11 protein-coding genes are annotated in these 12,391 nt (G+C 25.2%); 6 read left to right on the top strand and 5 right to left on the bottom strand.

Annotated features, from left to right (window positions below; genetic code table 11):
- The first annotated feature begins 204 nt into the window (after positions 1-204).
- The 6 genes from thiC (at position 205) to BGI41_RS03260 (ending at position 6,394) form a co-directional block, all read left to right on the top strand.
- Positions 205-1,479, top strand: a complete 1,275-nt coding sequence (gene thiC, locus BGI41_RS03285; protein WP_088538818.1) for a phosphomethylpyrimidine synthase — start codon at positions 205-207, stop codon at positions 1,477-1,479.
- A gap of 9 nt (positions 1,480-1,488) precedes the next feature.
- The gene (locus BGI41_RS03280; RefSeq protein WP_088538817.1) at positions 1,489-3,138 is read left to right on the top strand and encodes an ATP-dependent DNA ligase; all 1,650 of its coding nucleotides are present in this window, start codon (positions 1,489-1,491) and stop codon (positions 3,136-3,138) included.
- Positions 3,139-3,511: 373 nt separating this feature from the next.
- The gene (locus tag BGI41_RS03275) at positions 3,512-3,910 is read left to right on the top strand and encodes an exodeoxyribonuclease VII large subunit (RefSeq protein ID WP_088538816.1); all 399 of its coding nucleotides are present in this window, start codon (positions 3,512-3,514) and stop codon (positions 3,908-3,910) included.
- A gap of 367 nt (positions 3,911-4,277) precedes the next feature.
- Positions 4,278-5,639: a phosphoglucosamine mutase gene (glmM, locus tag BGI41_RS03270; RefSeq protein WP_088538815.1), complete on the top strand. Its 1,362-nt coding sequence runs from the start codon at positions 4,278-4,280 to the stop codon at positions 5,637-5,639.
- Between the two features lie 61 nt (positions 5,640-5,700).
- Entirely contained in the window at positions 5,701-5,835 is a 135-nt protein-coding gene (locus tag BGI41_RS03265) for a zinc ribbon domain-containing protein (RefSeq protein ID WP_088538814.1), read from the top strand.
- 313 nt (positions 5,836-6,148) lie between these two features.
- A complete protein-coding gene (locus tag BGI41_RS03260) occupies positions 6,149-6,394 on the top strand; it encodes a hypothetical protein (RefSeq protein ID WP_088538813.1) in 246 nt (81 codons plus the stop codon).
- Positions 6,395-6,708: 314 nt separating this feature from the next.
- Here BGI41_RS03260 and BGI41_RS03255 read toward each other — a convergent pair whose 3' ends face one another.
- The 5 genes from BGI41_RS03255 to glmU form a co-directional block, all read right to left on the bottom strand.
- Positions 6,709-7,845, bottom strand: coding sequence for a tetratricopeptide repeat protein (locus BGI41_RS03255; RefSeq protein ID WP_088538812.1), 1,137 nt, complete (start codon positions 7,843-7,845; stop codon positions 6,709-6,711).
- Positions 7,846-8,106: 261 nt separating this feature from the next.
- Entirely contained in the window at positions 8,107-8,817 is a 711-nt protein-coding gene (locus tag BGI41_RS03250) for an anaerobic ribonucleoside-triphosphate reductase activating protein (protein WP_088538811.1), read from the bottom strand.
- A 32-nt stretch (positions 8,818-8,849) separates the two neighbouring features.
- Entirely contained in the window at positions 8,850-9,947 is a 1,098-nt protein-coding gene (gene hisC / locus BGI41_RS03245) for a histidinol-phosphate transaminase (protein ID WP_088538810.1), read from the bottom strand.
- Between the two features lie 241 nt (positions 9,948-10,188).
- Positions 10,189-10,668: a gamma carbonic anhydrase family protein gene (locus BGI41_RS03240; protein ID WP_088538809.1), complete on the bottom strand. Its 480-nt coding sequence runs from the start codon at positions 10,666-10,668 to the stop codon at positions 10,189-10,191.
- Positions 10,669-10,845: 177 nt separating this feature from the next.
- Positions 10,846-12,126: a bifunctional sugar-1-phosphate nucleotidylyltransferase/acetyltransferase gene (gene glmU / locus BGI41_RS03235; protein ID WP_088538808.1), complete on the bottom strand. Its 1,281-nt coding sequence runs from the start codon at positions 12,124-12,126 to the stop codon at positions 10,846-10,848.
- Between the last annotated feature and the right edge of the window lie 265 nt (positions 12,127-12,391).

Genomic DNA, 12,391 nt, shown 5'->3' with positions numbered 1-12,391 from the left:
AAAATATATTTTAATAAAAAGCTTTTAAAATTTATTAAAATAGAAAACTAAAATAAAAAATATTTTAACATAAATATAAATTATTAAATCTAATAATATAATATTTAGAATTATATTTAATTTAAAAATTGAAAAATAAAATACTAATTTTAATTAAATTATAAAACTTATTTAAATAATTATCAAAAAAATAGAGGGTTTAAATTGACTCAAATGACTGAAGCTAAAAATGGTAATATTACTCCAGAAATGGAAGCTGTTTCAAAATATGAAAAAGTTAATGTTGAAACTATAAGAAGAGGAATAGCTAATGGTACAATTGTAATACCAAAAAATGTTAACCGCGATACGGATGTACGTGGAATTGGAGCAGGTCTTTCAACAAAAGTAAATGCAAATATTGGATCTTCAAGTAAAATAGAAGATAAAGATCTTGAAGTTAAAAAAGCAAAACTCGCTGTAGAATATGGTGCAGATGCAGTAATGGATTTAAGTACTGGTCCTAGATTAAATGAATTTAGAAAAGCAATACTTGATGCTGTAAATGTACCTTTAGGAACTGTACCTATTTATGAAGCAGGTGCTCATACTTTAAATGCAAACAAAGAAATCATAGATATGGATGAAGATTTAATTTTTAAAGTCATTGAAAGCCAAGCAAAAGAAGGTGTAGACTTTATGACATTTCATTGTGGAATTACAAAAGAACTTGTTCCTAAAATTCAAAACCAAAAAAGAAAAATGGGAATAGTCTCACGTGGTGGAACTTTCCTTGCATCATGGATATTACACAATGAAAAAGAAAACCCATTATATGAAAATTATGATTATCTTCTTGAACTTGCATTAGAATATGATATTACTTTAAGTTTAGGTGATGGTCTACGTCCAGGATGTTTATTTGATGCAAGTGATATTCCACAAATACAAGAATTAGTAAATCTTGGAGGACTTGTTAAAAGAGCACAAGAAAAAGGTGTTCAAACAATGGTAGAAGGTCCTGGACATGTACCTTTAAACCAAATACAAGCAAATATGGAACTTGAAAAAACATTATGTCATGGAGCTCCATTTTATGTTCTTGGTCCAATTACAACAGATATTGCACCAGGTTACGATCATATAACTTCAGCAATAGGTGGAGCAATAGCTGCATCTAATGGAGCAGACTTTTTATGTTATGTAACTCCTGCAGAACATCTTTCATTACCTTCACTTGATGATGTTAAAGAAGGAGTTGTAGCATCTAAAATAGCAGCTGAAGCAGCAGATGTTGCACTTGGTCTTGATTCAGCACTTGAAAGAGAAAAAGCTATGGCAGAAGCAAGACGTAATTTTGATTGGGATAAACAATTTGACTTAGCAATAGACAAATCAAAACCAAGATTATATAAAAATAAATGTAAAATGGAAGACGAAGAAATGTGTGCTATGTGTGGAGAATTTTGTGCTGTTAAAATAGCTAAAGATGATTTTTAGGACGATAAAATGAAATATCAAGAATTAGTTGATGTTTATGAAAAATTAGCTGCTACTACAAAAAGACTAGAAAAAACAGAAATTCTTGCAAACTTCTTAAAAACAGTAGATAGTGAACTTTTACCCGAAGTAAGTTTAATGTGTCTTGGAAGAGTTTTTCCTTCATGGAGTGAAGAAGAACAAGGAGTAGGTGATAAACTCATTATGAAAGCTGTTGCAGATGTAGTTGGAGTTAATACAGATAAAGTTGAAGATGAAGTGAGAGAACAAGGAGATATTGGTGCAGCTAGTGAAAAACTCTTTGGAGAAAAAAAACAAATGACTTTTTTCTCAAGACCTCTTACAATTGATTTTGTCTTTAAAAACCTTAGAAAATTGACAAAAATTACAGGTAGTAACTCTACATCTCGTAAAATATCAATTATTCTTGAATTATTATCTTCAGCAAGTGCTGTAGAATCAAAATATATTTGCAGAACAATTGTAGAACAATTACGTATAGGTGTTGGTGAAGGAATATTAAGAGATGCAATTGCAGAAGCATTTTTAATTGATAATAAAATTGTTGATAGAGCATATATGTTAACAAATAATATAGGACTTGTTGCTAAAGTAGCTAAAGAAGAAGGTTCTGATGCACTTGAAAAACTAAATTTAATACCAGGAACACCTGTAAAATTAATGCTTGCTCAATTATCTAAAGGCATTGATGAAAGTATTAATGAAATGGGACTTGCACTTATTGAAACAAAATATGATGGAATAAGATGTCAAGTCCATAAACATAATAATAAAATCACATTATATACAAGACGTCTTGAAAATGTTACAAAAGCAATTCCTGAAATTGTAGATGCAGTAAATGAAGCTTTTCCTGATGAAGATTTTATTGCAGAAGGAGAAGTAATTGCAACACGTGATGGTAAACCTTTATCATTCCAGAATATTCTACATAGAGTAAGACGTAAATATAATATTGAAGAAACTATGGAAGATATACCTTTAGAACTTTATTTATATGATTTATTATATTACAAAAGACCATTAATTGATGACCCAATGATTGAAAGGAGAAAAACACTTGAATCAATAGTAACAACATCCGATATGGTACATCTTAGTGACCTTGTATTATGTACACCTGAAAATACACAAGATGCAAAAGATTTATTTAATAAATCAATTGCAGAAGGTCATGAAGGAATTATGATTAAAAATGCTCATGAACCATATATTCCAGGAGTACGTGGTAAAAAAATGCTTAAATTTAAAGCAGAACCAGAAAACTTAGATGTCGTAGTAGTTGGTGGAACAAAAGGAATTGGTAAAAGAGGAGATTTCATAGGATCATATCTTGTTGCATTACAAGATAAAGATGAAAACCTTAAAACAGTAGCTATGGTAGGTACTGGACTTAGTGATGAGCAACTTGAAAAACTTACTAAGAAAATGGAAGAATATAAAATTGTAGAAAAAGGTACTAAAATTAAAGTAGAACCAAGAATAATATTTGAAGTTGCATATAGTGAGATTGTAAAAAGTCCAGAATATGAAGCAGGCTATTCTCTTAGATTCCCTGTTGTTAAAAGAATAAGAGAAGATAAAGGAGTTAAAGATATTGATACTGTTGAAAGACTAGAATCAATGTATAAAGGATAAATTCCTTTTTAATTCCATATTAAACATGGAAAACTAATAATATAAACTCTTTTTTTCAAATTATAATTTTAAATCATAAAATAACCTCCACAAACATCACTATCCCAACTTACACAATTTTAAATCATAAAAAAACTAATTTTATAAATAAATTAAAAATTATTTTTAACTTTAATAATCATATAAAAAATATCTAATTTTTACTGAAATCATTTAAATATTAAAAAATATTTTAAAATTAAAAAATAATTTAATTTCAAAAATAAATTCAATATATATATATATATATATATATAAACTTAAAATTAAATAAAATAATTTAAAGATAGTAAATTAGAGTTTGTAGAGAAATACAAACTAATACCAGAAAAATATGATTATTAATGATAAAACTATTTACAAAATAGCACTTATTACTAGTATAGTTGGTATAAGTATATTAATTGTAAGTTCCGCATGGGTAGAACCTAAAGAAATGAAAATTAAAGACATTACAAGTAATAATATAAATGAAAAAATTACAATTCATGGAGTTATTACAAAAATTGATTATTCATCCAGTAGTAAAACATGTTTCTTAAGTTTAAATGATGGAACTGGTAAAATCCAAGTAATCATATTTCAATCTGGACTAGAAAATTTTGAAACACAAGATATTGATATTTCTAGTTTTAAAAATAGAAATGTTAAATTAACTGGAACTGTCAGTGAATATAACAATCAACTTGAAATAACTCTTGATGATTCAAAATTAATCAGATTAGAAAAATAAATACCCAATCTATAAAATAATAGAAAAAATAAACTAAAACCTAAATTAATAAAGTTTTATTTGATAATAATCACTTTATTATATTTAGGTTTTTTAAAACTAATTTTTAATAAAATTTAATAATAAAGTCGTATTAAAACCACCAATATAATAAAAAATAAGAATAATCATTAATTTGAAAAATAAAAAATTAATAAAAATAAATATAAACTTAAAAAAAATTAAAATAATCAATGTTTAATAAAAAATAAAATTTATTAATTAAATATTATAAAAATATAATTAATCTATTTAAGATTTATATTAAAAACTATTTAATTAAATAGAATTAATCAAATAATATTAAAATAAAACTAAAGGTTATAATATGGTTAAAAAACGATTATTTGGAACTTTTGGTGTACGTAGAGTAGCAAATGAAGTTATGACACCAGAATTTGCTTCAAGACTTGCAGCAAGTTATGGTACACTTGTACAAGGAACTGTAGCAATTGGTGGAGATACAAGAACTTCAACACCAATGCTTAAACATGCAATTACTGCAGGATTATTATCTTCAGGATGTGATGTAGTAGATTTAGGAATACTTCCAACCCCTGCAATACAATATGCAGTAAGAAAATATTATGATGGTGGAATTATAGTAACTGCTTCACACAACCCACCAAAATATAATGGTCTTAAATTTGTAGATGAATTTGGTATTGGAACACCTGATGACATGGAACTTAAAATTGAAGAAATGTTCTTTGATGGTGAACCTAAAAGAACAAAATGGGATGAAATTGGAAAAGTATACACCAATGATAATATAATCTCAGAGTATATTAATGATGCAATAAGCAGAGTAGATGCAGATGCAATCCGTAAAGCAAATCTTAAAGTTGTTGTAGATTGTGGATCAGGGGCAGGTTCATATACAGCACCATATTTACTTAGAAAACTCGGATGTAATGTTACAACATTAAATTCACAAGCAGATGGTCATTTCCCAGGACGTAATCCAGAGCCTATAGAAGAAAATTTACAAGATTTAATAAGTACTGTTAAAGAATTAGATGCAGATATTGGTCTTGCTCATGATGGAGATGCAGATAGAACCATATGTATTGATGAAAAAGGAAACTTTGTTCTTGGAGATAAAACATTTTCCCTTGTTGAAAAAGCAATGCTTAAAGAAAACAATGGAGGAACCATTGTAACTACTGTTGCAACATCCACTGCAATATATGATATTGCAGAAGAATATGGTGGAAATGTTATTGCAACTGCTGTAGGAGATTTACTTGTTGCAAGAAAACTTAAAGATACTGATGGATTATTTGGTGGAGAAGAAAATGGTGGATTAATTTTCCCTGACTTTGTTTATGGAAGAGATGCAGCAATGACTGTATCAAAAATCTTAGAAATTATTGCTAAAGAGAAAAAACCATTATCTGAACTTGTAAGTGAACTTCCAGTATATCATACTGTAAAAATGAAAACAGAATGTCCAGATGATCAAAAAGAAGAAGTAATGTCTAAAATAGCACAAGAAATTAAAGACACTACAGACTATAAAATTGATAGAACTGATGGTGTTAAAATTTTAAGAGATGATGGTTGGTTAATTATTAGACCTAGTGGAACAGAACCAATATTCAGATGCTTTGCAGAAACAGATGATATAAATAAATCTAAAGAAATGACAGAATGGGGAATTTCACTTGTTAAAAAATATTTAAAATAGATTAATTTTTATATTAATCTTAATATTCTATTTTTAAATTTTATAAGGGGGAAAATTTTTAATGAAATGTCCAAACTGTAATGCAGAAATTAGAGATAATGCTAAATTCTGTACAGAATGTAGAGAAAAAATAGCTAAAATCAATACAAAAAAAGAACCAATAGACAATATTAGTAAAAAAACAAATAAAAACTAATAATACTAATAGTAATCATAAAATTAAAGAAAAATATAAAGAAAATAAAAAAACAGAACCAATAAAAAAAGAAGAAAATAGAATAAAAGAATTAAATAAACATACAAATATATTAACTATAGCTATTGGATTTGCATTTACTAGTTTATTTTTATTATTAACATATACATTTTATAATATATTCTACTCAAAAGGAATTATAGATTTTTCAGTAGAACTTTTTCTTACAATATTAAGTTCAGTATTTTTAGGAACACTTGTTCTTGGAATTGTTGGATGTGATAATTATATTGATAGTAAAGCAAATGCTACTGTGTTTTTCTTAATACTTACATCAATAGAATTAACTTTTGGTGGAATTTATTATATTTTATATAATATAATTATTAACACACTTAATCAAATGTCCAGTATATTTGGTGGATTAGGAAGCTCTAATCCAAGTAATTATGGACTAGTTATAATTCTTGAAATAATAATCTTAATTCTTATTAGTGGATTACTTAGTTTCTCTGGTACATACCTTGGAACTTATCTTAAAAAAGTATATAGTGAATAAAAATATACTTTTTAACTTTTTTTACTAAATAATTTTCTTATTTAAATAAATTTAAAAAAATGATTTAAAGTTTAAACTGTTATAAATATTAAAATTAACTATTTTTTAAAATATACTAATTTTATAAAAATCTATAAACACATGACTTAGAATATAGCTTTAAAATAAAATAACCTATTTAAAAATTACAAATAAAAATAAGAACATACAAAATAAACAAGTACTAAATTAAAATAAAATAAGGTAAATATTATAATAAAAAATCAATAAATAAACATATATATTAAATAGCTAAAATTTAGAAAAAATAATAATTAAAAATTTTCAAGACATTCAACTTTTAGAAATTTAGCATCATCATTATCAGGATTAATTGCTAAAACTTTAATAAATACATTTTCTGCTTCTGCAAATTTCCCAAGTTCCATTAAAGCTACACCTTTATTAATTAAAAAAGATTCATTATCTTTTTCAATAGAAATAGCTTTATTATAACAATCTAATGCTTCAGTAAATCTACCTAATTCTAAAAGAGCATTACCTTTACGATTTTGAGCAGATGCATCAACTTCAGAATCATTAAGACATAATGATAATGTTTTATCATATGCTTTAAGTGCATCTTCAGGTCTTTCTAAATCAGTTAAAATATTTCCAATTGCATTCCAAACTTCTGGATCAGAATCATCGAGATTCAATAAAATATTATAAACTTGAAGTGCTTCTTCTAATCTACCTAAAACTTCAAGAATAAATCCTCTCCAATATAAAATTGAAGTATCTCTTGAATTAATTTTAATAGCTTCATCATTAGCTTTTAATGCTTCTTGAGGATTACCTGAATTTAAAAGTGCAATAGCTTTATTATTCCAAATATACTCATTATTTTTATCTATTTTTAAAGCTTTATTATAACAATCTAATGCTTCAGTAAATTTACCTAATCTAGTAAGATTATCTCCTTTTTTATTTAAAAGATAAACATCATCAGAATCATATTTTAAAGCAGCAGAATAACACAAAACAGATTTATCATATTTACCACTATCAAATAATATATCTGCTCTTTGAGTTATCATTTCTTTTTGATCTATTTTATCTCCTTTCCAATCATCTACATCTAATTTTTCAAAGTAAATAATCTGAAACATATCCTCATCTTTAAGAGGTTTAACATACATTTTTTTAAATTCTTTGACCATTTCTTTTGAATCTTTATAACCTTCTTCCCTAGCTAATTCATCATTGTTTTTAAGGTCTTTAAATTTAATTAATTTTATGTCTGTAACTTTAGCTTCAAAAATTTTCTTTTTTTCTTTAGAAACTAAATTCCAATAACAATAAAGACGGTCTCCGACCTTTAAAGGATTTTTCCATAATTTTCTAATAGTCATCCTTTTTTTATCAGTTATAATATTAATATTCTGACTACCAAAGGATAATATAGGCATAATAACAACACACAAAAATATTTTTAATGAATATAAAATTTTAAATATTTATCTATAATTAAATAAAATAATTCCAAATAAATATTCAAAAAAATTCAATATAAACTTTTCTAATAATTAATATATTATTTATTTTATTATAATAATAAGTTTTCAATCTTAAAATAAGAATATATAAAAATAGCTAAAAACACTAAAAAAATATAAAATAAAAAAAAAGAAAAAATAGCTAAAAACACTAAAAAATATAAAATAAAAAAATTATTTAATTAATTCATTTCCAAATTCTGCAGTTTTTAAGAAAACTTCAACATCTTTAAAATAATATTTTTTAAGATATTGTGCAAATTCTCTCATATCTACTGCATTAGGACTATCAATAGTATATAAACGTTGATCTAAAACATTTCTATTTCTAAATTGTTGTAAAGTATAAATATCACATTTAACGGTTTTTGCAATTGTTTCAATATCTGCTAAAGATATAAGTTTTGGAACATAAGTTGTTCTACATTCAAGAACTACATCATCTCTATTATAAACCATTTCCATAGATTCTTTAACTGCATCTCCAACAGGAGCTCCAATTATTTCTTTATATTTATCAAATGGTACCTTAATATCCATAGCAACATAATCAGTGTAATCAAGTAATGGTTCTAATCTATCTGGATAAACAGCACTTGTATCTAATTTAGTTTCAAGACCAATATCCTTTGAATATTTTAGTATACTTAATACATCATCTGATTGAACAAGTGGTTCACCACCAGATACAATAACTGCATCCATAAAATCGGCATTATGATTAATAAGCTCTAAAACTTCATCTAAAGGTTTTTCTGTTTTATCATTTAATAATTCAGGATTTTGACAATATGGACACCTAAGAGGACATTGTGATAAAAATATCATAAAAGACATTCTACCATGAAAATCAACACTTGAAACAACAGATCCCCCATAATACATTAAATCATCCCACTTAAATATTTAATAGCAGTTTACTCTACAATAGTATGTAAAATATCAATAAATTTTTTATCTTCTTCTAAAGTTGCAATACTTATTCTAATCCAATAATTATCAATACCTTTAAAAGAAGTACAATCACGTACAATTACACCTTTTTTCATTAATTCATGAGTAAGTTCTGCTGCAGTATAACCACTATCATGAAGGTCAATTAACATAAAGTTTGATTTAGATTTAAATACACTTAATGTTTTAAATTTAGAAACTTCTTCATATAAATAATCTCTTGATTCAATTCCTTTAGAAGTAGAATATTTAATAAATTCTTTATCTTTAAGTGTAGCCATTGCTGCAACATAAGATAATCTAGTAAGAGAAAATACAGGTTTTACTCTTAACATATAATCAATTGTTTCAGAATCAGCTAAACCATAACCTATTCTTAAACCTGCAAGACCCATAACTTTAGACATTGTTCTTATAATAAAAACATTAGAATAATCATTAATTAATTTAGATTGAGTTTGTTCTGAATATTCAAAGTATGCTTCATCAATAACAACTAATGCATCAGTAGCTTCAATAATAGTTCTTAAATCTTCTTCATTTACAACTGCTCCAGAAGGATTGTTAGGAGAACAAATAAAAATCATTTTAGTTTTATCACTAATTGCATTTAAAACAGATTGAACATCTAAAGTATTATTATTCATATTCCATTTAGCATATACTGGTATTGCTCCATAAGGTTTGAATAAAAATTCATAATAAGTATATGTTGGAAGAGGTACTATAAATTCATCTCCAGGATTTATAAATGTTTTTGCTAAAACATCAATAATTTCATCTGCACCATCACCAGAAACAATTACATTTTCAGTTTTAACATTAGCATATTTAGCAAATTCTTCTCTTAATTCTTCTAAATCAGTTTCAGGATAACGGTTAACATTATCTGCTTCTTTTTTAATTGCTTCAATAGCTTTTTCAGATGGTTCCCAAGGATTTTCATTAGAACCTAATTTAATAATATCTTCTTTATTTAAGCCAAATTCATTAGCAATTTCATCCTCAGACCTTCCAGGTACATAAGGATCCAATTCTTTTACAACATCTCTTGCATTCATTTTACAAACCACGATTAATTTATAAAAAATATATAATATAAAAATTTTTATGTAAATAAACTAAAAAATAATAAAATTTATAATAAAAAGATAAAAATTAAGATTTTACTTAAAAATTTAATTTAAATAATATTATAATAAAAACTGAAATTAAAACCTTAATTTTAGATAAAAATTATTTGAAATAATAAAAATAAAAAAATAATAAGATAAATGCTTAAATTAAATCAAAGATTCAAATCTAATCAAGATTATATGATTTAGAAAGTTTAACATAATGATCTGCATTTTCTTGAATTGATTTAATTTGTTCTTCAGATACCTCTTTTATAAGTTTACCAGGAACACCTAAAATTAAACTTCCTTCAGGGAATTCTTTTCCTTCACTTACAACTGCTCCAGCACCTACAATAGAATTTTTACCAATATGTGCATTATTAAGGACTGTAGCATTCATACCAATAAGAACATTATCTTCAATAGTACATCCATGAACAACTGCACCATGACCAATAGTTACATTATCACCAATAGTTAATGGTATATCTTTAGTAGCATGAAGTACACAATTATCTTGAACATTTGAATTTTTACCTATTTTAATTGGTGCTACATCACCTCTAATAACTGCACCATACCAAACAGATACATTTTCATCAAGTTCAACATCACCTACAATATGAGTACCTGGAAATATTTCAGTACTTTCTTTAATTTCCATATTTTATAACCTCACTAATTTTTAAAATTAAATCTAATTAAAGATTAAAATTATTAATATAAACAATAACTTATAAATATTTTACTTCAATATACAAAAAATTAAAATATATACTTATTTTTAATAAAAATAATAAAAATTAAAATATATATTAAAATTCAATTAAAGATAATAAAATCAATCATCATTACCTTTATTTTGAATAATATGCTCTTGTTTTAATAAAACTCTTTTATTAGAACCAACATCAGTAGTTATTAAAACACCAGAACCTATTGAAGAATTAGATCCTACTTTTACACCAGGACTTAAACTAGAGTTAATACCTGTTTTTGTATAATCTCCTACAATAGCTCCTAATTTACGTCTACCACTATCAATTTTTTTATTTTTAATAATAGTCCTAACAGTTCTATTATCAAAACGTAAATTTGCAATATTAGTTCCTGCTGCAATATTACAATTAGAACCTAAAACAGAATCTCCAACATAACTTAAATGACTTACATTAGTATTTTCCATAATAATTGAATTTTTAATTTCTACAGCATTACCTATATGAACATTATCTCCAAAGTAAGTATTACCTCTAATATAAGAATTAGGTCCTATATCACAATTTTTACCAATATATACTGGCCCTTCAATATATACCCCAGATTTAATAATACTTCCTTCATCAAGGTGAACTTCACCATGAATAGTTACTCCATTTTCTATTTCACCTTTAATTTCAGTTTTTACATTATTAAGTAACTTTTCATTAATTTCAATAAGTTCCCATGGTTTACCTACATCAATCCAATTTTTAGTTGTTTTATGCCCTCTTACTGTTTTACCATCTTTAATTTGCATAATTAAAGAATCAGTAATTTCATATTCTCCACGAGGAGATAATTCAGTATTATCAATTTTTTCAAATATATCTTCATTAAATATATAAATTCCTGTGTTAATTAAATTACTTGGAGCTTCTCCTTTTTCAGGTTTTTCAATAATATTTATTACATTATGATCTTCTACTTCAACAACCCCAAATCCAGTTGGATCTTTAATTTCTTTTAAAACCATTAAAGTATCTGGTTTATTTTCTTCAAAATCAGTGATAATCTCAGATAATATTGAAACATCTAAAATAATATCCCCATTAAGAGCTATAATACTATCATCAATAAAATCGGAAGCATAACCAATAGCATTAGCAGTTCCTCTTAAATCAGTTTGAGTTTTATAAGAAATATTTACTCCAAAATCACTTCCATCTTTGAAGTAACTTTTAACCATGTCTTCTTTATATCCTACAATTAAAAGAATATCTTTAATACCACAATCTCTTAATGCTTCTATATTATATTGGATGATTGGTTTTCCAGCTACAGGTAACATTGTTTTAGGCTTTGTAATAGTTAACGGCCTCATCCTTGTTCCTTCACCTGCACTTAAAATTACGGCTTTCAATTTTAATTCCTCCGATTATAAATCACAATTAACTAATCAAAAATTCTCAAAATAATATTTCTAATTGATAAAATATTGACTTATAATAAATATTTTGTTTTAACTATACTTATTATTTTGTATATTAATAATATTAAATTTTAATGTTTTTAATATATTAAAAAACTTTAAAAAATCTTAAATAAGATATAAAATATTTATTTTATAAAAAAATAATAAAAAATAAAACTATTAAATATTTAAAAAAAATTAAGATACTTAATAT

Origin of the sequence: Methanobrevibacter sp. 87.7 (assembly GCF_002208625.1) — an archaeon.
Classification (GTDB): Archaea; Methanobacteriota; Methanobacteria; order Methanobacteriales; family Methanobacteriaceae; genus Methanarmilla.
The sequence above is the reverse complement of the archived record's forward strand: the minus strand, read 5'-3'. Positions and strand labels throughout refer to the sequence as shown.

Excerpts from the sequence above, each read along its gene's own strand:
- BGI41_RS03280 (WP_088538817.1), top strand. The coding sequence starts at position 1,489 with ATGAAATATCAAGAATTAGTTGATGTTTATGAAAAATTAGCTGCTACT.
- BGI41_RS03275 (WP_088538816.1), top strand. The coding sequence starts at position 3,512 with ATGATTATTAATGATAAAACTATTTACAAAATAGCACTTATTACTAGT.
- glmM (WP_088538815.1), top strand. The coding sequence starts at position 4,278 with ATGGTTAAAAAACGATTATTTGGAACTTTTGGTGTACGTAGAGTAGCA.
- BGI41_RS03265 (WP_088538814.1), top strand. The coding sequence starts at position 5,701 with ATGAAATGTCCAAACTGTAATGCAGAAATTAGAGATAATGCTAAATTC.
- BGI41_RS03255 (WP_088538812.1), bottom strand. The coding sequence starts at position 7,845 with ATGCCTATATTATCCTTTGGTAGTCAGAATATTAATATTATAACTGAT.
- BGI41_RS03250 (WP_088538811.1), bottom strand. The coding sequence starts at position 8,817 with ATGTATTATGGGGGATCTGTTGTTTCAAGTGTTGATTTTCATGGTAGA.
- hisC (WP_088538810.1), bottom strand. The coding sequence starts at position 9,947 with ATGAATGCAAGAGATGTTGTAAAAGAATTGGATCCTTATGTACCTGGA.
- BGI41_RS03240 (WP_088538809.1), bottom strand. The coding sequence starts at position 10,668 with ATGGAAATTAAAGAAAGTACTGAAATATTTCCAGGTACTCATATTGTA.